General features: G+C 73.1%; 22 protein-coding genes. 9 read left to right on the top strand and 13 right to left on the bottom strand.

Going from position 1 to position 25,615, the window contains the following annotated elements; all coding sequences use genetic code 11:
- Positions 1-262 precede the first annotated feature (262 nt).
- From FFA01_RS07800 to FFA01_RS07770, 7 genes are all read right to left on the bottom strand, one after another.
- Entirely contained in the window at positions 263-1,936 is a 1,674-nt protein-coding gene (locus FFA01_RS07800; protein ID WP_244289753.1) for a sensor histidine kinase, read from the bottom strand.
- Positions 1,929-2,606, bottom strand: coding sequence for a response regulator transcription factor (locus tag FFA01_RS07795; protein ID WP_146854694.1), 678 nt, complete (start codon positions 2,604-2,606; stop codon positions 1,929-1,931). The genes FFA01_RS07800 and FFA01_RS07795 overlap by 8 nt, the downstream gene beginning before the upstream one ends.
- Positions 2,607-2,765: 159 nt before the next feature.
- Complete coding sequence (locus FFA01_RS07790) at positions 2,766-3,518, bottom strand: SDR family NAD(P)-dependent oxidoreductase (RefSeq protein WP_146854692.1); 753 nt, start codon at positions 3,516-3,518, stop codon at positions 2,766-2,768.
- 171 nt (positions 3,519-3,689) lie between these two features.
- Positions 3,690-4,610, bottom strand: a complete 921-nt coding sequence (locus FFA01_RS07785; RefSeq protein WP_146854690.1) for a carbohydrate ABC transporter permease — start codon at positions 4,608-4,610, stop codon at positions 3,690-3,692.
- The gene (locus tag FFA01_RS07780; protein WP_146854688.1) at positions 4,607-5,605 is read right to left on the bottom strand and encodes a carbohydrate ABC transporter permease; all 999 of its coding nucleotides are present in this window, start codon (positions 5,603-5,605) and stop codon (positions 4,607-4,609) included. Before FFA01_RS07780 ends, FFA01_RS07785 begins: the two co-directional genes overlap by 4 nt.
- A complete protein-coding gene (locus tag FFA01_RS07775) occupies positions 5,598-6,899 on the bottom strand; it encodes an ABC transporter substrate-binding protein (protein WP_244289752.1) in 1,302 nt (433 codons plus the stop codon). The genes FFA01_RS07780 and FFA01_RS07775 overlap by 8 nt, the downstream gene beginning before the upstream one ends.
- 46 nt (positions 6,900-6,945) lie before the next feature.
- Positions 6,946-8,973: a beta-galactosidase gene (locus tag FFA01_RS07770; RefSeq protein ID WP_146854686.1), complete on the bottom strand. Its 2,028-nt coding sequence runs from the start codon at positions 8,971-8,973 to the stop codon at positions 6,946-6,948.
- A gap of 549 nt (positions 8,974-9,522) precedes the next feature.
- Here FFA01_RS07770 and FFA01_RS07765 point away from each other — a divergent pair.
- Complete coding sequence (locus tag FFA01_RS07765; RefSeq protein ID WP_146854684.1) at positions 9,523-10,236, top strand: HAD family hydrolase; 714 nt, start codon at positions 9,523-9,525, stop codon at positions 10,234-10,236.
- A gap of 163 nt (positions 10,237-10,399) precedes the next feature.
- Here FFA01_RS07765 and phoA read toward each other — a convergent pair whose 3' ends face one another.
- The gene (gene phoA / locus FFA01_RS07755) at positions 10,400-12,355 is read right to left on the bottom strand and encodes an alkaline phosphatase (protein ID WP_244289751.1); all 1,956 of its coding nucleotides are present in this window, start codon (positions 12,353-12,355) and stop codon (positions 10,400-10,402) included.
- A gap of 205 nt (positions 12,356-12,560) precedes the next feature.
- Here phoA and FFA01_RS07750 point away from each other — a divergent pair, with 205 nt between their 5' ends.
- Positions 12,561-13,022 (top strand): MarR family winged helix-turn-helix transcriptional regulator, encoded by a 462-nt coding sequence (locus tag FFA01_RS07750; RefSeq protein ID WP_146854682.1) that lies wholly within the window; start codon positions 12,561-12,563, stop codon positions 13,020-13,022.
- On the top strand, positions 13,019-14,413 hold the full coding sequence (locus FFA01_RS07745; protein ID WP_146854680.1) for an MFS transporter: 1,395 nt from the start codon (positions 13,019-13,021) through the stop codon (positions 14,411-14,413). Before FFA01_RS07750 ends, FFA01_RS07745 begins: the two co-directional genes overlap by 4 nt.
- 64 nt (positions 14,414-14,477) lie before the next feature.
- Here FFA01_RS07745 and FFA01_RS07740 read toward each other — a convergent pair whose 3' ends face one another.
- From FFA01_RS07740 to FFA01_RS07730, 3 genes are read right to left on the bottom strand one after another with little or no spacing between them, the layout of a single operon-like run.
- Positions 14,478-15,152: a methionine ABC transporter permease gene (locus FFA01_RS07740; protein ID WP_244289750.1), complete on the bottom strand. Its 675-nt coding sequence runs from the start codon at positions 15,150-15,152 to the stop codon at positions 14,478-14,480.
- Complete coding sequence (locus tag FFA01_RS07735; RefSeq protein WP_146854678.1) at positions 15,145-16,182, bottom strand: methionine ABC transporter ATP-binding protein; 1,038 nt, start codon at positions 16,180-16,182, stop codon at positions 15,145-15,147. Before FFA01_RS07735 ends, FFA01_RS07740 begins: the two co-directional genes overlap by 8 nt.
- A complete protein-coding gene (locus FFA01_RS07730) occupies positions 16,179-17,189 on the bottom strand; it encodes a MetQ/NlpA family ABC transporter substrate-binding protein (protein ID WP_146854676.1) in 1,011 nt (336 codons plus the stop codon). The genes FFA01_RS07735 and FFA01_RS07730 overlap by 4 nt, the downstream gene beginning before the upstream one ends.
- Before the next feature lie 149 nt (positions 17,190-17,338).
- Between FFA01_RS07730 and FFA01_RS07725 the strand changes: the two genes are divergently transcribed.
- The 3 genes from FFA01_RS07725 to FFA01_RS07715 all read left to right on the top strand — a co-directional run bounded on the left by FFA01_RS07725 (position 17,339) and on the right by FFA01_RS07715 (position 21,048).
- Positions 17,339-18,706, top strand: a complete 1,368-nt coding sequence (locus tag FFA01_RS07725) for an acyl-CoA dehydrogenase family protein (RefSeq protein WP_146854674.1) — start codon at positions 17,339-17,341, stop codon at positions 18,704-18,706.
- A 9-nt stretch (positions 18,707-18,715) separates the two neighbouring features.
- Complete coding sequence (locus tag FFA01_RS07720) at positions 18,716-19,561, top strand: alpha/beta fold hydrolase (RefSeq protein WP_146854672.1); 846 nt, start codon at positions 18,716-18,718, stop codon at positions 19,559-19,561.
- A 176-nt stretch (positions 19,562-19,737) separates the two neighbouring features.
- Positions 19,738-21,048 (top strand): PP2C family protein-serine/threonine phosphatase, encoded by a 1,311-nt coding sequence (locus FFA01_RS07715; RefSeq protein ID WP_146854670.1) that lies wholly within the window; start codon positions 19,738-19,740, stop codon positions 21,046-21,048.
- 133 nt (positions 21,049-21,181) lie between these two features.
- On the opposite strand, the gene FFA01_RS07710 is transcribed toward FFA01_RS07715, so the two are convergent.
- Positions 21,182-21,949, bottom strand: a complete 768-nt coding sequence (locus FFA01_RS07710; RefSeq protein ID WP_146854668.1) for a cation-transporting ATPase — start codon at positions 21,947-21,949, stop codon at positions 21,182-21,184.
- A gap of 232 nt (positions 21,950-22,181) precedes the next feature.
- Between FFA01_RS07710 and FFA01_RS07705 the strand changes: the two genes are divergently transcribed.
- The 3 genes from FFA01_RS07705 to FFA01_RS07695 all read left to right on the top strand — a co-directional run bounded on the left by FFA01_RS07705 (position 22,182) and on the right by FFA01_RS07695 (position 25,140).
- Positions 22,182-23,060, top strand: coding sequence for a hypothetical protein (locus FFA01_RS07705; protein ID WP_146854666.1), 879 nt, complete (start codon positions 22,182-22,184; stop codon positions 23,058-23,060).
- A gap of 67 nt (positions 23,061-23,127) precedes the next feature.
- Complete coding sequence (locus FFA01_RS07700) at positions 23,128-24,024, top strand: endo alpha-1,4 polygalactosaminidase (protein WP_244289749.1); 897 nt, start codon at positions 23,128-23,130, stop codon at positions 24,022-24,024.
- 207 nt (positions 24,025-24,231) lie between these two features.
- Positions 24,232-25,140: a hypothetical protein gene (locus FFA01_RS07695; RefSeq protein WP_182501178.1), complete on the top strand. Its 909-nt coding sequence runs from the start codon at positions 24,232-24,234 to the stop codon at positions 25,138-25,140.
- Here FFA01_RS07695 and FFA01_RS07690 read toward each other — a convergent pair.
- Positions 25,124-25,615 (bottom strand): transglutaminase-like domain-containing protein (locus tag FFA01_RS07690; protein ID WP_146854657.1); only part of this gene is annotated, 492 nt, incomplete at its 5' end. The genes FFA01_RS07695 and FFA01_RS07690 overlap by 17 nt on opposite strands.

Here is a 25,615-nt window from a genome sequence, read left to right as displayed (position 1 = left end):
TGCGGCGCGGCCCGTGGGGTCGGGGCAGCCGGTGCCGCACGGCAACGCACCGCGTTCCGTACACCGCACCAGGACTAGACGCGGTGCGATGCACGGGACTCGGTGCGGCGCGGCTCGGCCCGTAGAACGCGGTGCGATGCACGGGACTCGGTGCGGCGCGGCTCGGCCCGTAGAACGCGGTGCGATGCACGAGACGCGGTGCGGCACGGGTCAGGCGACTCACGCGGGGCGGCCCGGTCCGCGGAAGGCGGCGCGGCGCGGGTCAGGCGGCGCCGGCGGGCAGGTCGACCACGAACCGGGCGCCGCCGAGCGGCGACGTCCCGACCGACACCGCTCCCCCGTGCACCCGCACGATCTCGCGCACGATCGCCAACCCCAGCCCGCTTCCGCCCGCGTCGCGGGCGCGGGCCTCGTCCAGCCGCACGAACCGCTCGAACACGCGCTCGCGATCGGCCTCCGCGACTCCGGCCCCGTCGTCGTCGACCGTGAGCAGGGCGCGTCCGTCACGCTCCACGAGCCCGATCGCGATCCGACCGGAGGCATGACGCGACGCGTTCGCCACGAGGTTGCGCACGACCTGGCCGAGCAGGCCCTCGTCGCCGTCGACGCGCGCCGGGCCGACCGCCGTCGCGTCGACGCCGAGCGCGCCCTGCCCGTCGGGACGGGGTGCGCCGCGCAGCCGGGCCGTCTCGGCGACCACGAGGTCGTCGAGGTCGACCGGACGCCGGGTCACCCCGAGCGCGCCCTCGTCGGCCCGGGCCAGCACCAGCAGGCCCTGCACCAGGGACGTGAGTCGCGCCTCCTCGCCCAGCACCGTCCCGGCCAGTGCCGCACCGTCGATGCTCTCGGGGTGCAGCAGGGCCACCTCGGCGTGCTGTCGGATCGTCGCGAGCGGCGTCTTGAGCTCGTGGGAGGCGTCGCCCACGAACCGCCGCTGCGCCGTCGCCGACGAGTCGAGCCGATCGAGCATGCCGTTCAGCGTGTGCGACAGGCGGGCGATCTCATCGCTGCCGCCCGGATCGGGCAGTCGGTGAGAGAGGTTCGCGGCCGTGACCTCGTCGACCTCGCGGCGCATCGACTCGACCGGGCGCAGCGCCCGGCCGACCACGAGCCAGGTCGTGATGCCGAGCACGAGCAGCGCCACGGGGATCGCGACCCCCAACGTCACGAGGCTGGCCGAGGAGGCGGCCCTCGCCTCGTCGAGGGAGCGCGCGGCCACGACGGCGTACTCGGTCGTCACGGGGTCGGCGTCGTCCGAGTCCGTGGCCGAGTCGTCCGCAGCCCCGTCGTCGCTCGCGTCCTCCGACGAGTCATCGGATGCATCGTCGCTCGCATCGTCAGACGAGTCATCGCTCGCATCGTCATCGTCGGAGGCCGAGGCCGAGGCCGAGGCAGACGCCGACGCAGACGCAGACGCCGACGCCGACGGCGACGGCGCAGAGGCCGACGCAGACGCCGACGGCGCAGGGGCCGACGGAGTCGGCGAGCTCTCGACGCTCGTGTCGTCGCGCTCGACGACGAACTGCTCGTCGTCGAAGGTCACCCGGTCGCCGGAACGCGCATCGGCCAGCACCGAGGCGAGACCGGTCAGGTCGTCGTCGCCGCCCGTGGCCAGCACGCGCCCCGTCGCGTCGAGGACGGCGACCACCGCGCCGTCGGCCTCGCCCGCGACCGCGACGGCCGGCGACGACCCGCTCGTCAGCGCCGACACGGCCCGCTCGACGTCGGCGCCCGCGGCCTGGCGGGGGGCGTCGGTCAGCACGGCGCCCTGCACCAGTGCGAAGACGAGGGTGAACAGGCCCAGGGTGAGGGCGACCGCCGACACGGCGGCCACGGTGATGCGCGACCGCAGCGACGCGCGTCGGCGTCGTCGGGCGCCCGCCTCGACGCGTGACGAGGACACGGGACCGGAACCGGAGGAGGCGCGGTCAGCCACCCCGCGCCTCCATCCGGTATCCGGCCCCGCGCATCGTCACGATCGACTCGCGCCCGAACGGGCGGTCGACCTTGTTGCGCAGATGCCGCACGTACACCTCGACGATGTTGGGGTCGCCCTCGAAGTCGTCGTTCCAGACGCCGTCGAGCACCTCGCGCTTGGTGACGACCTGGCCGACGCGGCGCATGAGGAACTCCAGCACCGCGAACTCGCGGCTGGTGAGCTCGATCTCCGTGTCGCCGCGGTGCACGCTGCGCGAGGCGGGGTCGACCCGCAGGTCGCCGGCCTCGAGCACGACCGGACGCTCACGGGCGCCCCGCCTCACGAGGGCCCGCAGACGGGCGAGCAGCACGACGAACGAGAACGGCTTGGTGAGGTAGTCGTCCGCGCCGGTGTCGAGGGCCTCGACCTGGTCCCACTCGCCGTCCTTCGCCGTGAGCATGATGACCGGCGTCCAGTCGCCTCCCTCCCGCATCGCCCGGCAGACGGCGTAGCCGCTCATGCCGGGCAGCATGATGTCGAGCACGACCGCGTCGTAGCTGCCCTCGCGGGTGCGCCAGAGCCCGTCGGTGCCGTTCAGCGCGACGTCGACGGCGATGCCCTCGGCCTCGAGCCCGAGCCTCAGCCCTTCGGCCAGGGTCGCCTGGTCCTCGACGACGAGCACGCGCACGGTGGGCCTCCCTCATCACGCGCCGGGTGCGCGTCGAGCCCATCATGGCGGGCGGGCGCTGAAGCGGGGCTGAAGCGGCCCGGGGACGGAACGGGACGGCGGACGTGCAGGAGGCGCGGTGCGGGAGATCCCGACCCGCGCCTCCTCGGCTCCACCGCGTCAGTGGGCGGAGTAGCCGCCGTCGACCAGGTGGTAGCTGCCCGAGATGAACGACGCCTCGTCGCTCAGCAGGAAGAGCACGAGCGCGGAGACCTCGGCGTCGGTGCCGAGGCGGCCGGTCGCGTGCTGCGACTCGAGGTAGGCGAGCGAGTCGGCGTCGAGCGACGACCGCACCAGCGGGGTGTCGATGAAGCCGGGGCCGACCGCGTTCGTGCGGACGCCGCGCTTCGAGTACTCGAGGGCGGCGACCTTGGTCAGACCGACGAGCGCGTGCTTGCTCGCGACGTAGGCGGCGTTCTGGGCGATGCCGACCGAGCCGAGCACGGAGCTCATGTTGACGACGGCTCCGCCGCCGGCCTCGACCATGGCCGGAAGCTGATAGCGCAGACCGTAGAAGACGCCGTCGAGGTCGACCGAGCGGACGCGGTCCCAGGCGGCGATGTCGTAGTCGCCGATGTCGGCGGCGGGGGCGCCGATGCCGGCGTTGTTCACCGCGAGGTGAAGCGCGCCGTAGGTCGTCTTCGCGAACTCGACGGCCGCCTCGGACTGCTCGGGCTTCGCCGTGTTCTGCTCGAACGCCACGGCCGTGCCGCCGGCGGCGACGATCTGGTCGACGACGCCCTGGGCCGCGTCGAGCTTGATGTCGGTGACGACCACCGACGCGCCCTCGGCCGCGAGCGCCCGGGAGATCGCGGCGCCGATGCCGCTTCCTCCTCCCGTGACGAGTGCCGTCTTGTCGCTGAACCGTGCCATGGTGCGTGCCTTCCTTCGTTCGGGGCCGACCGTCGGGGCCGGTCGGGGCCCGTCGCCGGGCCCGTCTCCTCGAACATACGCTTGCATGGATCTGTCAGCAACACGTGTCGCCTTGCCCGGGGTCGACCCAGGCCCGACCCCGGGTCCGACCCCCGGCCCCGGCCCCGACGCTCAGCCCTTCAGGCCGCCGGAGATCAGGTCGAGCCGCCAGAAGCGCTGCAGGAACAGCACGAGCAGCGTGAGCGGGATGATCGACACCGCCGCCCCGGTGATCGCCAGCGAGTACAGCGCCGGGGCGCCCGACCCCTTGGCGAGCAGCGTGTAGAGGCCGACGGTCAACGGGTAGTCGTTCTCGTCGCTCAGCATGACGAAGGGCAGCAGGAAGTTGTTCCAGATGCCGACGAACTGCAGCAGGAACACCGTCACCATGCCGGGCACCATGATCGGCAGCACGATGTGCCGGAAGATCCGCCACTCCCCCGCGCCGTCGATGCGCGACGCCTCGAGGATCTCCTGCGGCACCGACGCCTGGGCGAACACCCGCGACAGGTAGATGCCGAACGGGCTGATGATGATCGGCAGCAGCACCGACAGGGGCCCGCCGGCCAGCCCGATCTCGGACAGCAGGATGTACTGCGGGATCGCCAGCGTGATCCCCGGGATGAGCACCCCGGCCAGGATCATGAAGAAGATCAGGTTCCGACCGCGGAAGCTGTACTTCGCCAGGGCGTACCCGGCCATCGTCGACACGAGGGTCGACAGCACGCCGCCGACGCCCGCGTAGAGCAGCGAATTCGCCGCCCACAGCCCGTACTGCCCGCCCTCGTACGCGAACAGGTCGCCGAGGTTCCCCGCGAGACCGGTGCCGGGCGCGAACGAGAACGAGGTGAAGAGTTCGCCGGGCGACTTCGACGACGCGATGAACACCCAGCCGACCGGCACGAGGCAGTAGAAGGCCCCGATCAGCAGCACGATCGTCGGCAGGATCCTCCCGCGCCTCCCCGCCGACGACGGTCGCGGACCGGAACCGGAACCCGACCGCGTCCCCGGAGTCGACCTCCCGGTCGACCCGCGCGTCTCGACGGCGGTCACGAGGCGGCCTCGGTCCGCTTGCGGTTCGCGATGCCGAGCACGATCGCGGACAGCAGCACGGTGCCGAGCGCCAGGATCGTCGAGGAGGCGGCCGCGGCCGGAAGATTATCGGTGAGGAACGCGTCACGGTAGATGGTCATCAGCGGGGCCCAACTCTGGGTGATGTCGGTGGTCAGGGGTTTGAGGGTGTTGGGCTCGCCGTAGAGCTGCAGCGTGCCGATCAGCGCGAAGACGCCGGTCAGCACGAGCGCGGGCACCACGAGCGGGATCTTGATGCGCAGCGCGATCTGCAGCTCGCCGGCGCCGTCGAGGCGCGCCGACTCGTAGAGCTCGGCGGGGATGCCCCGCAGCGATGTGTAGATGATGATCATGTTGAAGCCGACGCCGCCCCAGATCGCGATGTTGGCGAGCGAGCCGAACAGTCCGTTCGTCTCGAGGAACGGGACCGGGCCCCAGCCGAGCGCCGTCGTCACGTACGAGAACGGGCTCGTGCTGGGCAGGTACATGAAGCCCCACAGCAGGGCGGCGGTGACCCCCGGCACGGCGTACGGGATGAAGATCGCCGTGCGCGAGAACCGCTTGGCGCGCACGGCGGGGACGTCGAGCAGCAGCGCGAAGAGCAGCGCCAGGCCGAGCGTCAGCGGCACCGCGATCAGCCCGTAGATCCCCAGTCGGCCGAAGCTCGCCAGCAGCTCGGTGTCGCTCAGCACGGCTGCGTAGTTCTCGAGGCCGACGAACCGGTCGACGCGGATCCCGAGCACCGACGTGCCCGTCTCGATGCGGTAGGCCCGGAGGCTCGACCAGATCGTGTAGATCAGCGGGATCAGCATGAACGCGACGAAGAGGACGACGGCGGGCGCCACGAAGAGGTAGGGCGCGATGCTGCCGCGACGAGCCCGGGAGGCGCGGGTCGGCCGGGAGGCCGGGTCGCGTCGGGTCGCGGGGTCGCCGCCGTCCGGGCGGGTGGCCTCGGGTCGCACAGCGGTGTCAGCCATCGGTCTTCACGTCGTATCCGACTTTCTCCATGTCGGCGACGACAGCGTTCTGCGTCGCGATGAAGGCGTCACGCCACGGGGTGCCGTTCCGGATCGCCTTGTTCAGCTGGTCGGTGAACACCGACTTCGCCAGGTTCACGTTGGGACCCCACGTGACGGGGATGACGTCCTCCGAGATCGTCGCGGCCGTCGAGTAGAAGTCGGTCTGCTGCGGCATGAGCGACGGCGGCGCGTTCGTCTCGGCCAGCTCCTGACCGACGATCGACGCGGGGTACATGTCGCGGTCGTCGAGCAGCGACCGGTTCCCCTCGGTGCTCGCGTTCATCCAGCTCGCGAACTCGGCCGCCTCGGCCGGGTGCTCGCTGTTCTCGGTGACGATCAGCGCCGATCCGCCCTGGAACGGGATGGCCGGGTCGCCGTCCGTCCACTGCGGCAACGGGGCCATCTCCCACTGACCGGCGGTGTCGGGGGCCACGCCCTGGAGGACGCTCGGCGCCCAGATGCCGGCGGTCCAGCCGGCGATGGTGCCGTCGTTGACGCGCTTGTTGTACTCGGGCGAGAGCAGCGGGTCGGTGTCGATCACGCCCTCGTCGGCGAGCCCCTCGAAGAAGTCGGCGACCTCGAGCGACGCCTCGTCGGCGATGCCGACCGTCCAGCCCTCGTCGTCGACCGACCACCAGTCGGCGCCGGCCTGCGCGGAGACCCCGGCGTAGAAGGCGAGCTCGCTGGCCGGCATCGACGCGACGACGGTGCCCGGCTGCTGCTCGGCCACGGCGCGGGCGCTCTCGGCGAAGTCCTGCCAGGTGGTCGGGGCGTCCTGCCCCGCGGCCGCGAAGACGTCGGACCGGTAGACGTAGACCATCGGGGCCGCGTCCTGCGGGACCCCGTAGACCACGCCGCCGAAGGTCGTCTGCGCCCAGGTGCCCTCGGTGAAGGCGTCCTCGACGTCCGCCACGTACTCGGTGATCTCGCGCGGCACCTCGGCCACGATCAGCGACGGCAGCGTCGTGTACTCGACGAGGGCGACGTCGGGGGCGTTGCCGGCCCGGCTCGCGGTCAGCAGCTTGGGGGCCGAGTCGTCTCCGCCGCCCGCATCGGTGTGACGGACCTGGATGCCGGGGTGCGCGGCGTTGAACCTCGCGACCTGCTCGCTCTGGCCCGTCCCCCAGCCCCAGAAGTCGAGCTGGACGACGTCGGGACCGCCGGCGTCGGCGGAGCAGCCCGTCAGGGCGACCCCCGCGATCATCACGGTCGCCAGGGCGGCGACTCGCGTCGTTCTCGTGCGGTGTCTCATGGCATCTCCTTCGATGCGGGTGCGGTGCGGGCCCTCGGCGAGGGGATCAGGCGGGGAGCGGGGGTTCGCGGAGGACGACGAAGGCGCCGGGCGGGACCGGGATCCCGCCCTCGAGGGCCTCCCCCGCGCCGAGCAGCGACGTGCCGGCCAGAGCCACCGTGCGGGACTCGGCCGTGTGGTTGATGGCGACGACCACCGTGCCGGTCGCCGTGTGGCGCCGGACGACCTCCATGCCGCCTCCGGCTCCCGGCGCCTCGGCCTCGACGCCGGCGGCGGCGAGCGCGGACGCGACGAGCGCGGTGAACGACGCGTCGTCGAGCTCGGCCGAGACGTAGGTCGCGAGGCCCTCGCCCCGGCGGTGCTCGGTGATCGCCGGCTCGCCGGCCAGGACGCCCTCGGCGTAGCGCGTGACGACGGAGGCGCCCCGCAGCTCGACGTGCTCAGTCCAGTCGTGCGCGCTGCCGCCTCCCTCGATCGCCACGCGCGCGCCCTTCGGCAGCGGGTGCGGCTCCTCGACGCGGATGCCGAGGGTCTCGGCGAACGCCCCCGAGTAGCCGCCCGGTCGCACGTGCAGGTCGGCGTCGACGGTGCCGCTGAAGCACCAGACGACGGCGTGACCGCCGCGCTGCACCCAGGCGTCGAGACCGGCGGCCTGCTCGTCGGTCGCCAGCAGCTGACTCGGCACGAGCAGGAGGTCGTACGCCGCGAGCTCGGCCGGGTCGTCGTCGAGGCGGACGAGATCGGCAGAGACGCCGGCGAACCACAGCTCGCGATGCGCGCGCCGGACGGAGGCCAGCAGCGAGAAGTGGTCGGACGGCAGCGACACGGACTCGACGGCCCACCACGAATCGGGCTCCCACGCGATCGCCACGCGCGGTGTCACGACGCGCCCCGCGGGCCCCCGGGGAGGCGCGACCACGTCGGTCAGCAGCCCCAGCACCCGGCCGAGCTCGGTCATCTCGCGGAACGCCCGGCTGTCGGCGCCGCTGTGCGGCACCATCGACGAGTGGAAGACCTCGGCACCGGCCAGGGGCGCCCGCCATTGGAAGAACAGAGCGCCGTCCGAGCCGCGCGCGACGTGCTGCAGGCTCGTGCGGATCACCTCGCCGGGCTCCTTGACGAGCATGCGGCCGGGCACCTGCGTGACGTTCGCCCCCTGCTCCATCAGCAGCCACGGACGACCTCGCGCGAACGACCGGGCCTGGTCGGCTCCGAACGCGGCGTGCGCCGCCCCCTCGACGCCGGGCGAGTCCGAGTAGTGGTCGATCGAGACGAAGTCGACCTCGGCGCCGAAGGCCCAGTGGTCGAAGTGCAGCCACGTCGGCAGCATGAAGTTCGTCGTCAACGGCACGTCGGGGCTGAGACCGCGCAGGATCCGCGCCTGCTCGCGGTAGCACTCGAGCAGGACCTCGGCGGAGAAGCGTCGGAAGTCGAGCATCTGAGACGGGTTCGGCAGGTACTGGGTCGCCTGCGGGGCGAGGATCTCGTCCCACTGCGCGTACCGCTGCGACCAGAAGGCCGACCACCAGGCGTCGTTGAGCCTGCCGAGGTCGCCGTACTTCGCCTGGAGCCAGTCGCGGAACCGTCGATCGGTGGCCGGGCCGTAGCTGACGCTGCCGTACTCGTTGTGCACGTGCCACGCGACGACGGCCTCGTGCCGCCCGTAGCGCTCGCCCAGCGCCGTGGCGACCCGCCGGGCGGCCTCGCGATACGCCTCCGCGGAGGGGTCGTAGACGTCGCGGCTGCCGTGCACCAGCTGGACCCCGTCCGCGGTCCGGTTAAGCGCCTCCGGGTGGGCTCGGGTGAACCACGGCGGCGGGGAGGCCGTCGGCGTGGCCAGCACGACGCCGATGCCGTTCACGTGCATCAGGTCGATCACGCGGTCGAGCCAGCCGAAGTCGTACTCGCCCTCTCGGGGCTCGATCGACGACCAGGAGAAGACGCCGAGGGTGACGGTGTTCACGCCGGCGGCGGCCATCAGGCGGACGTCGTCGTGCCAGACGCTCTCCGGCCACTGCTCGGGGTTGTAGTCGCCGCCGAACAGGACGCGGTCGGCGCCGCGCACGACGCTCATCGCCGACCTTCCCCTCGCGGGGTGGCGGACTCGAACGGGGATGTCATCGTCGACACGGGTGGCCTTTCGGGCGGGGACGTCGGGTGGATCGGGGAGGGGCTGTCGAAACGCTTCGATGGTGACGACGGATGGCCTCGGGAGCCGTTCGAACTCGGGTGCGTCACGACTGCGGAAGCGCTTCGACACTCGGTTCGTGGTCCGACGCTAACCGACGCTCGTCGCCGATGCAAGCAATTTGTCGTGGTGCACCACATATCGAGCGTCAGCCGGTTTTCGCTCCCCCCGCCGCGCGGCGCGCCCCGCTCACGCCCGGCGGGTTCGGTGCACGCGCGGCGGGTTCGATGCACGCGCGGCGGGTTCGCAGCATGCCCGGCGGGTTCGGAGCACGCCCGGCGGGTTCGGAGCACGCCTGGCGGGTTCGGTGCATATGCGGCGGGTGAGCGCTGACCCGCCCACGATGAACGGGACCCGCCCGCACGGCTTCGAGGCGGGCGCGGCCCGCGAGGGGCGGCGTGGGCGGCGCAGGCGGAGAGGGTCCAGGGTGATCCGATGACCTCTTCCCCGGACGACTCGCCGGCCACCCCCTCCACCGCCGTGTTCTTCGACATCGACGGCACGCTCGTCGACTCGAACTACGCCCACGTCGACGCCTGGTCGCGGGCCTTCGTCGAGGTCGGGCACCCGGTCGACAGCTGGCGGATCCACCGCTCCATCGGCAAGGACTCGTCGCTGCTCATCGCCGGCCTCCTCGGCGAGGACGTCCCCGATGATCTCGTCGAGCGGGCCAAGGAGGCGCACACGCGCTTCTACGACGAGCACCTCGGCGACGACGGCGACCTGCACGTGCTCGCCCGCGCAACCGACCTGCTCGCCGAGCTCGCCGGTCGCGGGCACTCCGTGGTGCTGGCGACGAGCGCGCCCGAGAACGAGCTGGCGGCGCTCCGTGGCCTGCTCGACGTCGAGGACGCCCTCTGGGCCGTCACCTCGAGCGAGGACGTCGAGACCGCCAAACCCGACCCGGGCATCGTCGAGGTGGCCCTCGAGAGGGCCGGCGTCCCGGCGGCACGGGCGGTCATGGTCGGCGACGCCGTGTTCGACGTCATGGCGGCGCACCGCGCGGACGTCCGCTGCATCGGCGTGCTGAGCGGCGGCTTCTCGCGCGACGAGCTGCTCGAGGCCGGCGCCGAGGAGGTCTACGACGACGTCGCCGCGCTGCTCGATGCCCTCGACACCAGCTTGATCGGCCGCCTCGGCCGCGAGTAGTCGCCCCGGGGCCCGAGCCCTGCACCCCGAGCCCCGCACCCCGCACCCCGAGCCCCGCACCCCGCACCCCGAGTCCCGAGCCCCGCACCCCCCGACGCCCGAAGGGGCGAGACACCGGCGGATCGCCCGGCGTCTCGCCCCCTCAGGGTGCGTCACGTGTGAGTCAGAGCTGCGAGCCCAGCTCACCCGTCGCGACGAGCCGACGCCGGCGACGCAGCACGAGCACGGCGCCCGAGGCGACGAGCATCAGCGCGAGGGCCAGCGCGGGCAGCGCCTCCGAACCGGTGAAGGCCAGGGGGCCCGAGCCGGTGCCGCCGGCGGCGTCACCGCCCCCGGGCAGGGCGCCCGCGGGTGTCGTCGGGTCCGCCGACGGGTCGACGGGCACCGGGCTGGTCGTCGGCGCCGGGACGACGGCGCCCTCGACCACCGAGACCGGCGCGACGAGCTCGACGCCCGACTGCGCACCGGTCAACGTGACCGTGAACGGTCCGGGCTCGGCCGGAGCCTGCACCGTGACCGTCGCGACGCCGTCGATCACGTCGACCGGACCGAGGTCGACCGCAGCCGCGGCGCCGTCGGCGTCGAGCACGGCCGAGACCTGGCGGTCACCCGCGAGACCCGAGGCCGTCACGTCGAACTCCGCCTCGGGGGCGACCTCGGACGGGGCCGAGAGGGTCGCGTCGGAGCTCAGTCCGTCGAGGTCGCGGTCGAGCTGGAGGGCGTTCGCGATGGTGAAGAAGTTGTCGGTCTGATCGATCAGTCCGACGACGTTCGCGGCCCCCGGACCGTAGCCCGCGACGCGCAGCTGCGAGCCGGTGTGCTGCTGCGAGCCGCCGGCCGCGGCCGTGCCGTAGGCGATCTTCATCGTGGTGCCGTCCACCGTGGTCAGCGCGGTGCTGAGCGTGGCGGGCGGCGTCGAGTCGACGATCTGGCTCGTGTGGGCGTGGTCGGCCGTCACGATCACCATGGTGTCGCCGTCGGCCTTCGCGAAGTCCAGCGCGGCCTGCACGGCCTCGTCGAGGTCGAGCACCTCGCCGATCTGACCGCAGGCGTCCGCGCTGTGGTCGCGCTTGTCGATGGAGGCGCCTTCGACCTGCAGGAAGAACCCGTTGTCGTCGTCGAGCAGGTCGATCGACTTCTCGGTGAGCGAGCGCAGCGAGAGGTCGGTCGAGAGGCGGTCGGGGTTCGGCTGGCAGGTCTGCGGGGCCAGGTCGGCGCCGCCGACGGTCGCCGTCGTCGCCGCGAAGCGCGTCGGGAAGTTGCCGTCGGTGAACGTGCCGAGCACCGGCTCGCTCTGGTCGGCGGACGCCAGGGCGTCGAGGCCGGCCGCGTCGCGGACGACCTGGTAGCCGCGGTCGGCGGCCTGGTCGAAGAGGCTCTCGCCCTGCCACTGACCGGCGCGGGCAGTCTGCTCGAACGACGCCGCGCCTCCTCCGAGGGTGAGGTCGGCGCGCGTGCCGATGATCTGCTCGCTGATCGAGCCGAGCCCGCCCTGGTCGAGGGCGTCGGCCCCGCACTGCGTGACCGTGTCGGGGCCGTAGCAGCTGCGCGCGGCGACGTGAGCGGACTGCACGGCGGGGGTCGCGTCCTGGAGCTCGGCCGTCGAGACGTTGCCCGTCTTCTTGCCGTTCGCCTTGGCGATCTCGAGCAGGGTGTCCTGCGGGACGCCGTCGACGTCGACCGAGATGGCGTTGTCGTAGGTCTTCGTGCCGGTCGCCCAGGCCGAGCCGGTGGCGGCCGAGTCGGGCACGTAGTCGGGCTTGCCCTTGTTCGGGCCGTCCTTGTAGAGCGAGTAGGTCGTGTACTGCCCGGTCAGGGGCAGCGCGTCGATGCCGGGCAGCTGTCCGCCGGCGCCGTAGGCGTAGTTGCGGGCCGAGGTGATCTCGGAGTCGCCCATGCCGTCGCCGATCAGGAGGATGACGTTCTTGGCCGGACCGCCGTCGACCGAGTCGAGCAGCACCTGCGTGCTGTCGTCGATGCTGCGGGCGGCGCCGCCGTTCTGCGCGACGTCGGCCGGCGTCGCCGCCGAGGCGACGGTGGGGGCGAGAGCCAGGGAGGCGGCGATCGCGACCGCCCCCGTGGTGAGTGCCGCGCGACGGCGGCGGATGCTGGTGGTCACTGTGTTCCTGCTCCAGGTGATCGATGGTGCCGGTTCACCCCTGATCGGGGGACCCGCACAGTCGACCGGGCACCGGGAAACGCCGCGTGGCCGTCCGGTGTCTGCCAGGTGTCGGACCGCGGAACGGGGTGCACGGCCCGCAGGGATGCACGTCGCGCATGAAAGCGTTTACTTAGGCGAGCTAAACGATTAGCATGGCTCCTCGATGACCGACACCGCGCCTCCCGCCACCGCCCCGACCCGGGCGATCCCCCACGCCCACCTCGCGACCGACCTGCGCGGCGCCGTGCTCCGGCTCGCCCGGCGCCTGCGCCAGCAGAAGGCCGACGCCGACGTGAGCGACGCGCAGATGGCCGCCCTCGGCTACGTCATGCAGAACCAGCCGCTGACCATCGGGGCGCTCACGACGCACGAGGGCGTCACTCCCCCGTCGATGAACCGCACGGTCGGCAAGCTCGTCGACGCGGGCATGCTGCGCCGCACCGTCGACGAGGCCGACAAGCGCCGGGTCGTGCTCGAGACGACCGAGGCGGGCGCCGCGTTCGTGTTCGAGACGCGCCGACGCCGCGACGCCTGGCTGATGCCGCGTCTGTCGTCGTTGACCCCGGACGAGCGACGGACCCTGGCCGACGCGACCGAGATCCTGCGCAAGCTCACCGTCTCGTGAGCGCGATGTTCCGCAGCCTCTCGCTGTTCAACTACCGCCTGTGGTTCGCCGGCGCCCTCGTGTCGAACATCGGCACCTGGATGCAGCGCACCGCCCAGGACTGGCTCGTGCTGACCGACCTGACCGACAACGACGCCACCGCGCTCGGCATCACGATGGCCCTGCAGTTCGCTCCGCCGATCCTGATGGTGCCGATCACCGGCCTGATCGCCGACCGCTTCGACCGCCGCCGCCTGCTGATGGTGACCCAGCTGAGCATGGGGCTGCTCGGCCTGGCGCTCGGCCTGCTCGTGCTGACCGACAGCGTGCAGCTCTGGATGGTCTACGTCTTCGCGCTGCTGCTCGGCGTGGCCGCCGCGATCGACGCCCCGGTGCGGCAGAGCTTCGTGTCCGAGCTCGTGCCTCCCGGCCACCTGACGAACGCGGTCAGCCTGAACTCGGCGTCGTTCAACGGCGCCCGCCTGATCGGACCGGCCGTCGCGGGCGTGCTGATCGCGACGATCGGCACCGGCTGGGTGTTCCTGATCAACGCCGGATCGTTCGCCGCCGTGCTGCTGTCGCTGCGGTTCATCCGCGTCGCGCAGCTGCAGCTCAAGCCCGCGGTCTCCCGCGCGAAGGGGCAGATCCGGGAGGGGTTCCGCTACGTGCGCGAGCGACCCGACCTCGTGGTCGTCTTCGTGATGGTGTTCGTGATCGGCACCTTCGGTCTCAACTTCGCCATCTTCACCTCGACGATGGCGAGCGTCGAGTTCGGCACCGACGCCAGCGGGTTCGGACTGCTGTCGTCGTGCATCGCGGTGGGCTCGCTGGTCGGCGCGCTGCTCTCGGCGCGTCGCGAGCAGCCGCGCTGGCGGGTGCTCGTCGCGGCGGCGTTCGCCTTCGGCGTGACCTGTCTCGTCTCGGCGCTGATGCCGTCGTACTGGAGCTTCGCCGCGGTGCTCGTCACCGTCGGCCTGTCGTCGATCACGCTGATGACCACCGCCAACGCGACCGTGCAGCTGACGACGGCGCCGCGGATGCGCGGACGCGTGATGGCGCTCTACATGGCCGTCTTCACCGGCGGGACGCCCCTCGGGGCTCCGGTGGTCGGCTGGGTGGCGAACGTCGCCGGGCCGCGCTGGGCGATCGGGGTCGCGGCCGCCTCGGGGTTCGTCGCCGCCGGCGTCGCGGTCGTCTGGCTGGTGCGCGGACGGCATCTCCGCGTGCACCGGGTGCTGCCCGACGAACCCGCCGCGGCGACCGGCGCGCTGCCGGTCGTGGGTGCGGGGCGGTTCCACTTCACCCTGCAGCACGACGGCGACGCCGCCGGGCGCGCGGCCGCCCGGGCACGCGCCGCGGAGGAGGCCGAGGCCGCCGCGGCCACCACCGTGATCCAGGAGCGCGGGACCTGAGCAAGGCGCGGTGCGGGACCTCCGGCACCGCGCCTCCTCGACTCCGCCGCGCGCCCGCCGAGCCTCACGCCGGCGTCTCGTGCAGCACCCTCCGCGCCACGAGGTTGCCGAGCAGCTGCGCCACCTGCACGAGCACGATGATCAGCACGATCACCGTCACCATGACGAACGTGTCGAAGCGCTGGTAGCCGTAGGTGATGGCGAGGTTCCCCAGCCCGCCGCCCCCGACCAGGCCGGCGACGGCGGTCGCGTCGACGAGGGCCACGAAGATGTAGGTGAGCCCGAGCACGAGCGGGCCGAGCGCCTCCGGGACGACGATCGTCGCGAGCACCCGGATCGGCGAGGCGCCCATGGCCGCCCCGGCCTCGACCGAGCCGCGATCGACCGCGACGAGGTTCGTCTCCGCGATGCGGGCGATCGAGAACGTCGCCACGATCGTCAGGGCGAAGATGGCCGCGTTCGTGCCGATGCTCGTGCCGATGACGACCCGGGTCAGCGGCGAGATCGCGACGATCAGGATGATGAACGGGATCGGGCGGATCACGTTGATGACGGCGTTGAGCGTCGTGAAGACGACGGCGTTCTGCAGCAGGTTGCCGCGCCGGGTCGAGTAGAGCACGAGCCCCAGCACGATGCCGAGCACCGTCGCGAGCACGAACGAGACGGTCACCATCTGCAGGGTCTGCAGCAGCGCCGTCCCGATCTTGGGCAGCAGCACGGCGGGTTCGATGTCACGCACCGGCGGCCACCTCCGTGACCGTGGTCGTCAGCCGCAGGTCGGCGATCGCGGCGTCGACCGAGACGTCGTCGCCGAGCAGCTCGACGGTGAGGTCGCCGAACAGGCGCGACTGCAGTTCGCTGATGCCGCCGTAGACGACGTTGAAGTCGACTCCGTGCGTCCGGGCGATGCGCGACAGGAACGGATCGTTCGACTCGCGATCCTCCACGTGGAGGCGCACGATGCGTCCGGTGTGCACCTCGCGGATGCGGTCCAGCGCGCCCGGGGTCGCCTGGTGGTGCAGCACCGACGAGACGAACCGCTTCGACGTGGGGTGCCGGGGGTCGGCGAAGAGGTCGTAGACCGAGCCGGTCTCGATGACCTCGCCGCCCTGCATCACGGCGACCCGGTCGGCGAGCTCGCGGATGACGTCCATCTCGTGCGTCACGAGCAGGATCGTCACGCCGTACTCGTCGTTGACCCGCCGCAGCAGGTCGAGCACCTCGCCCGTCGTCTGCGGGTCGAGGGCGCTGGTCGCCTCGTCCGAGATGAGCACGTCGGGGCGGTTCGCCAGGGCCCGGGCGATGCCGACGCGCTGCTTCTGGCCGCCCGAGAGCTTGGCGGGGTGCTCGAGGGCCTTGTCCGAGAGACCGACGAAGTCGAGCAGCTCCTCGACGCGGTCGACGGTCTCGTCGCGGGAGAGGCCCGAGAGCCGGAGGGGGTAGGCGACGTTGCCGAAGACGGTGCGCGACGAGAGCAGGTTGAACTGCTGGAACACCATGCCGATGCGCCGGCGGGCCGCGTAGAGCTCCTTGCCCCTCAGCGCCGACACCTCCCGTCCGTCGACGACGACCCGGCCGCTCGTCGGGCGCTCGAGGGCGTTCACGGTGCGCAGCAGCGTCGACTTGCCCGCCCCCGAGTAGCCGACGATGCCGAAGATCTGACCGCGCGGCACCTCCAGGCTGACGTCGTGCAGGGCGTCGAACCGCCGCCCCTGCACCGTGTACGACTTCGAGACGTGCTCGAACGAGACGACCGGGGCCGCGGTCACGAGTTCAGCTCGCGCGCTGCCGTCTCGAGCTCGCCGAGGGTGCTGCGGAGGTCGTCGGCCGAGACGTCGACCAGCACGGTGTTGCCGAACGACTCCTCCTCGAGGGCGGCGGCGACCCGGGGGTCGGCGTAGGCGTCGGCGAGGAGGTCCCACGCCTCGTCGTCCGCATCGTCGGCACGGGTCACGACGGCGTTGACGTAGGGCCGCGACTCCTCGCTCAGGGAGTCGTCGAGGTAGAGGGCGTCGTCGGCGTCGATCTCCTGCGAGGGGTCGAAGTACGAGGTGCCGACCACGACGGCGTCGAGGCTCGGATCGTCGAACTGGGTGGGGATCGTCGTGGCGCCGATCGGGACGAACTCGAGGCCGAGATCGTTCTCGGTGACGTCGTCGACCGTCGGGTACACCCCGACGTCCGGCCCGAGCTCGATGAGGCCCGCGGCCTGCAGGATGAACAGCGCACGGGCTCCGTTCGACGCGTCGTCGGGGATCGCGATGCGGGCGCCCTCGCCGATGTCGTCGAGCGAGTCGAGCGTGGCCGAGAAGACGCCCCACTGGGTGATCGTCGTCGAGAAGACCGGGGTCAGGTCGGTGTCGTTCGCGACGTTGTACGCGCTGAGGAACGCCGTGTGCTGGAACGCGTTCGCGTCGACCTCGCCTGCGACCAGCGCCGAGTTCGGCAGGGTCCAGTCGTCGAAGTTGACCCAGGTGACGTCGAGCCCCTCCTCGGCGGCGACCGTCTTCACGGCGTCCTGCAGGTCGCTCTCGCCGCTGCCGGCTATCTTCACGCTGATCCGCTCGCCGCCGGCACCGGTCGCGGCCTCGGCGTCCGCCCCGCCGACCGCGGTGCCGGCCCAGAACCCGCCGCCGACGAGGGCCGCCGCGACGACGACCCCGAGCCCGGCGAGCAGACCCCGACGCCGTCGGCGGTGCGAGGCGTCGAGGGAGGCGCGGAGGGCGGAGGGCGGGCTGCCGGCGGGCGTGGACTGCGGTGCGTCGTGATCGGACACGGTGACTCCTGGGGTCGAGGCGGGTGATGGCTGTGAACCCTGCCAGAGCGCCCCGCACCCGTCGCCGCGTCTTTCGTCGTGTTGCACGAGGTGTCCCTCCGTGACGTCGCGCTGTCACACGGCGACACGGCTGTGACACAAAGGACGGCATGAGCGAACACGACGACAGCACCCTGGACGCCCGCATCGACGAGGCCTTCGGCCCGGTGATCGACGACATCGCGGCGGGGGCGGTCGAGCGCGAACGCGACCGCCGGCTCCCGGTCGCCGAGGTGGCGGCGCTCCGCGACGCGGGCCTCGGGGCGCTGCGGGTGCCGACCGCCTTCGGAGGCTGGGGGGCGTCCCTGGAGCAGCAGTTCCGCCTCCTCGTCCGCCTCGGCGAAGCCGACTCGAACCTGCCGCAGCTGCTGCGCGGGCACGTGGCGTTCGTCGAGACGCAGCGCGCCCGCCCGGAGAGCGACCTCCGGACGGAGTGGCTGAGGAGGCTCGGCGCGGGTCGCACCCTCGTGGGCAACGCCCAGGCCGAGCGAGGCGACACGACCGCGACCTCGACCCGGCTCGACGAGCGCGACGGTCGCCTCCTGCTGAACGGTCGCAAGTTCTACAGCACGGGCACGATCTACGCCGACTGGATCTGGGTCGGGGCCCGGCGCGGCGACGAGCCGGTCGCGCTGGCGGTGCCCGCCGACGCCCCCGGCGTCACGCGGATCGACGACTGGGGCGGCTTCGGGCAGCGGCTCACCGGCAGCGGCACCACCGTGTTCGACGACGTCGAGGTCGACCCGCGGCAGGTGCTGCCGTGGAGCGACAACGCCGAGAGCCGGCCGCTCTCGTACACGCAGGGCCTGTACCAGCTCGTGCTCCTGTCGGCCTTGAGCGGGATCGCCCGGGCGGTGGTCCGCGACGCGGTCGGGTTCGTGCGACCCCGCACCCGGACGTTCGGGGTGCCGGGCGCCTCGTCTCCGCGCGACGACCAGCTCGTCCAGCGCGTCGTCGGGCGGCTGTCGAGCATCGCGTCGACGGTCGAGGCGGTGACGCTCTCGGCGGTGCGCGGGCTCGACGCGGCGGACCAGGCGGCCCGTCGCGGATCGGACGGTCGCCGGGCGGACGGACGCGACTCGGGTGGACGCCCTGCGGACGGACGCCGGGCGGACGGGCGCGACTCGGGCGGGCACGACGACCCGTATCAGGAGGCGCTGGTCACCGTCTTCGAGGCCCAGCAGACGGTCGTGCCCCTCGTCCTCGAGGCGGCGTCGTCCCTGTTCGAGGTCGGCGGCGCGTCGGCCGTGGACGCCGACCGCTCGCTCGACCGGCACTGGCGCAACGCGCGCACGCTGTCGTCGCACAACCCGGCCATCCTGCGCGAGCGCGCGATCGGCGACTACCGGCTGAACGGGACGCCGCTGCGGACGGGCCCGCTGACCGCACCGGCGGAGGTCGAGCCGGTCGCGGTCGAACCGGTCGCGGTCGAGCCGGTGGCGGTCGAGCCGGTCGCGGTCCGGACGGCCGGGGCGTAGCGTTCCGCCATGAGCACGCAGCGGCGCGAGATCACCCTGTCCGACGGATCGACCCTGGTCGCCGAGCGCCGCTCCGGCGGCGGGCCGACCGTGATCCTGCTGCACGCCGGCGTCGCGGATCGGCGCAGCTGGGCCGGGGTGGCCGACGCGCTGGCCGCGGCGGACCTCGACCTCGTCGCGTACGACCGGCGGGGCTTCGGCGAGACGCCCGCCGCCCCGGCCGAGTCGACGTTCACGCACCTGGGCGACCTGGTCGAGCTGCTCGACGCGCTCGAGGTCGAAGGGGCCGTCGTCGTCGGCAACTCGATGGGCGGGGCGCTCGCGCTCGACCTCGCCGCGACCGCACCAGGACGCGTCTCGGGGCTGCTCCTGATCGGCGCCGCCGTCAGCGGCATGACCGACGACGACACCCCGTTCGACTGGCAGGCCGACCCCGCGACCGCTCCGCTCATGGCCGAGCTGGAGGACGCCGAGAGCCGGGGCGACGTCGCCGCGCAGATCGATGCCCTGACCCGTCTCTGGCTCGACGGGCCGACCGCCGAGGAGGCGCGGGTCGGCGACCCCGCGCGCGCCCTGTTCGCCGACATGAACCGGGTGATCCTCGACTCGGGTGCCGTCGGCGACCCGGGCGACGCGGGGCTCGACACCTGGCGGACCCTCGACGGGATCGGCGTGCCCGTCCTGGCGAGCTGGGGGGAGCTCGACATCCCCGCCGACCTGCCGTTCTACGAGGAGACCGCCCGGCGTCTCGGCCAGGGTCCCGGACGCGTGCTGCCGGGGGTGGCCCACCTGCCCGGTCTCGAGCGACCCGAAGTCGTCGCCGGGCTCGTCCTCGAGGTCGTGGGGCGAGCGTAGCGCGGGCCTCGCCGCCGGAGTGCCGACGATCGGCCGACGCGTGTCGGATATCCTGATGAGGCGCCCGCAACGATGGTGAGTCACCCACACGAATCTCCGCTGACGGGCAGGCGATCGCGCCGAGGGGTCCGAACAGGCTGAAACGAGTCCTCACCACGACTTGCACAGGGGTACAGATGACGGATCAGCAGCAACCGGCCACGCGTCGATCAGGCGCGGTGAGTCGGGCCCTCGAGGCCCTCGAGACCGACAGCGGGCCTCGACTCAAGCAGACGTTCGTCGCCCTGCTCATCACCCTGGCCGCCCTGCTCAGCGCCTTCACGCCCTGGTTGATCGTGAGCGACGCCGTCGCCATGTGGTCGGGCGTGGCCGTCGCCCTCGCCGCCCTGGTCCTCGCGTCGCTGATGGCCCGCCGACCCGCACTGCTGCGATGGGAGCTCGCGATCCCCGCGGCCGACTTCGTCGCCGTCGGCCTGCTGAGGTACGGGACCGGCGACAGCCGCTCCGTGTTCCTCCCGATCGTGATCCTCACCGTGGTCTGGATCGCCGCATGGCCGGGGCGGCGCAACATCGTCTTCCCGCTGCTGGGAACCTGCGTCACGCTGCTGATGCCGTACCTCTTCGATCCGACGGGACCGGGCCCGAGCGAACTGGTGCGTCTCGCGTTCGTCCTCATGGTCTACGCGACGCTCGCCGTCGCGGTCAACGAGCTGTCGCGCCAGGCCGACCTGCGACTCGACCGCTCCCGCGCCCGGCGTCGTGCCGCGCAGGGCGAGCTCGACCGCGCGGCCCTCGTCCAGCAGTCGCTGCTGCCGCCCGACGCCTCGACCCTGCCGACGTCGTTCCGGGTGTTCGGGGCGTGCGTCCCGGCCCGGACCGTCGGCGGCGACTTCTTCGACTGGTACCCGGCGGGCGGCGGCATGGCGCTGACCCTGGGCGACGTCATGGGCAAGGGCGTCGGCGCGGGCATGATCGCAGCGGCGGTCCGATCCGTGATCCGGAGCGCCGTCGACGAGCCCGACCCCGCCACGGCGCTGAGGCGATCCGCCGTCGGGATCGCGACCAGCGACTCCTCGTCCGAGACGCAGTTCACGACCTGCTTCCACGCCCGCATCGACCACGACGGCGTGATCCACTGGGTCGACGCCGGCCACGGCCTCGCGCTGCTGCGGCGCGCCAACGGCACCGTCGAGCGGCTCCGGTCGCCGAACCTGCCGATCGGCATCGGGACGGACTGGACGACGTTCCGCACGACGGCGGCCGCCGGCGACACCCTCGTCGTCGTCAGCGACGGCGTGCTCGACCTCTACGACGACGAGCTCGAGGCGCTGAACCTCTTCGAGGCGCTGCTCGTCCGGACACCGGACGCGGCCGCCATCGTCACGGCCGTCGCCGACCTGGCGAGCGAGGAGGAGCGACCCGACGACGTGACGGTCGTCGCCGCCACCTTCACCCCCGCGCCCGTGCCGGTCCAGCCCGTGGGCTGAGCGTCCGACTCGGCTGCTCGCCACCGGTGCGGCCGCGCGAACGAGTGGTCGGAAGATGTCTTTCGCGAGCCCACGAAGAGCATCTTCCGACCACTCGACGAGCGCCCGGCGAGGCGCGAGCGCCCGGAGGGGGTCAGCGGTCGAAGAGGTCGCCGAGACCGGGGATCTGGAAGTTCGAGCCGAACTCGCCGACCTGCTCGCCGAGACCGCCGACGAGGTCCTCGCCGCCCGCAGCCAGGTCGCCGACGCCCTCGAGGCCCTCGAATCCGCCCGCGAACTGCTCGAAGTCGACGCCCGACGCCAGGGCGTCCGACAGCAGCGGGGCCGCCACGGCGCTGAGGGCCGCACCGCCCGCGACGGCGACGGCCAGACCGCCCAGGGCGGCGACGCCGGCGCCGGCCGCGGCACCGGCCGCGACCTTCCCACCGGTGCTGCCCAGGACGCGCTTCATGAGGCCGGGGCGGGCGACCTCGCCGCGGGTCGCCGAGCGGGCGAGGTCGGCCGGGCTGCTCGAGGCGGGCCGATCGCCCGCGGGCGCCTCGGCCGTGAGGCGGGCGAGCACCTGCTCGCGCTGCTCCGGCGTCAGTCGCTCGAAGGCCTCGCGGTGCACCTGCTCGAGCTGCTGCGGGGGCGCGGTCTGCAGGAGGTAGTCGTACTTGGCCAGGGCCTGGCGGTCGGCGGCCGAACCGGTCGGCACGGCGCCGGGGCGCTGCTGTCCCTGCCGACGCGGGTCGGCGGCACCCGAGCCGTCTCGACGGTCGTCGCCGGTCACCTTGTCGGAGACCTTGCGCACCATGTCGCGCCAGTCGGTCGAACCCGAACCGGACGAGCCGCCCCGCCCGGAGTTCGAGGAGCCGAGCGCACGCGTGGCGGCACCGAGGAGTCGTTGGAAATCAGCCATGCGGTGATCGTCCCGGCTCCACATCGGAGAAGCCCTCACGAACCCCGAGCATCCGCCCGGAACGTGCGGACCGTGCACGTCTCGCGGCGGGCGGCAGACCGCTCCGTTCGACCCGTCGGGAGGGCCTCTCCGCACGACTCGTCTCACCGCGGACCGCCGCAGGGGCTACATTCTCTGCAGGACGGTCGTCCGCTCCCGACGCGAGCGCGGCCGTCGCGCGAGGAGGTGTCCGATGAGCAGAGCAAGCGCGGCCGTCACCGCGGGGCTCACGATGAGCGCCGCCGGTGTGGCCATCACGGTCGCCAGCACCATCCGTCTCGCGCAGATCGGCCTCTTCTCCGACGAGTACGTGCCTCTCGCCGATCTCGACTTCGAGGCCGTCGCCTTCGCCCTCCTCGGCATCGGGCTGCTCGTCGCCGGCCTCAGCCTGGCTCTGGTCGGCCTGGCCGACCGGGTGCTCGGGGCCCTGCCGCCCGGTCCGGCCCCGACCCTCGCCGACGCCGCAGCCGAGGAGGCGCGCGCGGCCTCCGAACGGCCCGTCACCACGACCGCTCCCCCGGAGGCGCACCCGGCTCCCGCAGGCCCGGTCGCCTCGCCCGTCGCGACGGCTCCCGCGCCCGTCGCGACCTCGCCCGCGCCCACCGCGACCGCTACCGTCTCTCCTGCGCCCACCGCCGCGGAGCCGCCCGCGTCCGCGGACGAGGCCGCCGGCACGCCCGCCACGCCCGCCACGCCCGTGGCCGACCGCCTGCGGGCCCGCGGTGCGACGATCGCGGCCGGCGCCGCACCCCTCGCCCGGTCGAGCTGGGCGCACGTGCGTCGGGGCAGTCGAGCGGCCGGGGCCGCGACCGCCGCCGGGGCCCGGGCCACGGGTGACGGGGTGCGCCGCGCCTCCTCGGTGGCCGCCGCGCGCGCTCACGAGAACGCCCGCGCCCTGGCCGCCGCCCGCGAGGCCGCGCACCAGCAGGACCTCGAACGCGAGGTCGCCCTCCGAGCCGCCCGCGCGCAGTTCCTGGCCGACCGGAACGCACCGGCCCCCTCGGCCGCCCCGGCGGCCCCCGACGAGTCGACCGCCTCCGCCGAGCCGCCGGCCTCGTCGCGCGCGGTCTGAGACCGGCCGCCGCTCGGCGGGTCGACGGCGGACCGCTGATCGGCGCGGCGTCGCCTAGGCTCGGCGCGTGCAGTCGACAGCAGACGGACCCCGCCGACCCGCCCCCCGCTCGATCGGGCGACCCCCTCGCCGTGGACGGGCGGCGCTCTTCGCGGCCGCCGTGCTCGCCGTGGCGCTCGGGGCGACCGCCTGCTCCGGTGCGCCGGATGCGGAGGCGAGCCGCGCCTCCTCGGCCGACGTCACCCTGCCGACCGCCGGCGCTCGGTTCGACTACCAGCTGGGAGGCGCGTCGCCGGTCCCCGACGGAGCCTCCGTCGTCGCCCGCGACAGCACCGACGAGCCCGCCGAGGGGGCGTACGGCATCTGCTACGTGAACGGATTCCAGACGCAGCCCGGCGTCGACTGGCCCGCGGACCTGCTCGTCCGCCTGCCGGGCGGCGAACCGCTGGTCGACCCGGGCTGGCCGGACGAGCACCTCTTCGACATCTCCACCGAGGTGAACCGGGAGGCCGTCGCCGCGAAGCAGGCCGACACGATCGACGGCTGCGCCGACGCCGGCTACCAGGCGGTCGAGTTCGACAACCTCGACTCGTGGACGCGCTCGGACGGCGCCTTCGACGAGGACGACGCCGTCTCCTACGCGACGCTGCTCGTCGAGACCGCTCACCAGGCCGGGCTCGCCACGGCGCAGAAGAACACCGCCGATCTGGGCACGCGGGGCCGCGACGAGATCGGCTACGACTTCGCGATCACCGAGGAGTGCGACCGCTTCGACGAGTGCCCGGCCTACACCGACGTGTACGGCGGGCTCGTGTTCGACGTCGAGTACACCGACGACCTGCGCGGCACCGCGGCCGAGGTCTGCGCCCGGGTCGACGCGCTCGACCCGGCGCCCTCGACGATCGTGCGCGACCGCGACCTGGTCCCCGCCGACGACCCCGCGTACGCGTACACCGCCTGCTGACCCGCACCTCCTCGCGTCGCCCGCGCCTCTCGCGCGCTGGCGCCTCTCGCGCGCTGGCGCCTCTCGCGCGTTGGCGCATCGAGTGGTCGGAAGATGCTCTTCCGCACGCCACGAAGAGCATCTTCCGACCACTCGATCAGCGCGCGGCGAGGCGCGTGGGGCGTCGCGTCGCGGGGGCGGCGGGACGGGCCGCCCTAGACTCGCGGGATGAGGCGTCATCTCCGCTGGGTCATCCCGCTCGTCGCCGGCGTCGTGGTGGTCGTGGCACTGCCCGCCCTCGCCTCGGTCGTCACCTCGAGCCCGGGCTTCGACACGAGCCTCGGGCTGTCGTTCCTCTCGCTCGGGCTCGTGCTGGCCACGCCGGTGGCCGTCGTCGTGACGATCGTCATGAGCGTCCGCGGCGGCATGCGCACCTTCCGCGACTGGCGCCACCGCGGCGGCCACTACACGAAGTCCGAGCGCGGGGCCGAGCTCGCCCGCGTGAACCGCCTCTCGGCCAGCGAGGCCGCCTGGGCCGAGGCCCGGCGCCTGCGTCAGGCGCTCCTCGCCCACCAGGTGCCGCAGAGCATCACCGTGTGGGAGGTCGTGCCGCAGGCCGGCGAGGTCTTCTTCTACAGCGTCGAGGCCGAGTACGAGCGCTTCTACGGCCAGACCGTCAGCTACGGCGGGGGCGGCCGGTTCTTCTTCGGGCACCCCGCGTTCGTGCTCGCCGGGCTCGCCGTCTCGACGCTGAGCAACGCGTCGGCCCGGCGGGCGGCCGAGGCGCAGGCCCGCGACCAATGGCGCGAGCACCAGCACATCCGCCTCGTCGTCTCGAACCAGCGGCTGATCTGCCTGGCGGGCGGCCAGTGGCTGAGCTTCCCGTACTCGGCGATGACCGCCGTCTACCCCGAGGTCGGCGACTGGGCCCTGGTCATGGAGTTCGACGGCATCACGTCCCCGCTGCGTCTGCGCGGCGTCGACGCGCCCCTCGCCGCCGTCATGACCCTCTTCGGCACCCATGGGCTCGACGCCGTGGCGCAGCACCCCAGCCTGCAGCTGCTCGACCGCGACATCGCCGGCGGCGGAGCCGACGTCGGCGGCGCGCCCGGCACGGAGGTCACGCCTCGCGCGTGATCTCCACCGTGACGAACAGCTCCGAGTTCGACGACCCTGCGTAGACGCCGCGCAGCGGCGGGACGTCGCGGTAGTCCCGCCCCTGCCCCACCACGACGTGACGTTCGCCGATCTCGATCAGATTGGTCGGGTCGTAGCCGTGCCACGATCCGCAGAAGTACTCGACCCAGGCGTGCGACTCGCCCGTGACGGTCTCGCGCAGCTCGGCGTGCGGCCTCGGGTGCAGGTAGCCGCTGACGTACCGCGCGGGGATGCCGACGGCCCGCAGGGCCCCCACGGTGATGTGGGCGATGTCCTGGCAGACCCCGGCACGCGCCTCCCAGGCCTCCGAGGCGGTCGTCTTGACGTTCGTGACCCCCGGCAGGTACGAGACGGCGTCGCCGAGCCGCTCGCAGATCGCGAGCGCGGCGGCGCAGGGCGACGACGTCCCGCCCGCGAGCTCGCGGGCGAGGGCGGCGAGATCGGCGGGGGGGGG

This window comes from Frigoribacterium faeni, from assembly GCF_007988805.1.
GTDB lineage: Bacteria > Actinomycetota > Actinomycetes > Actinomycetales > Microbacteriaceae > Frigoribacterium > Frigoribacterium faeni.
The sequence above is the reverse complement of the archived record's forward strand: the minus strand, read 5'-3'. Positions and strand labels throughout refer to the sequence as shown.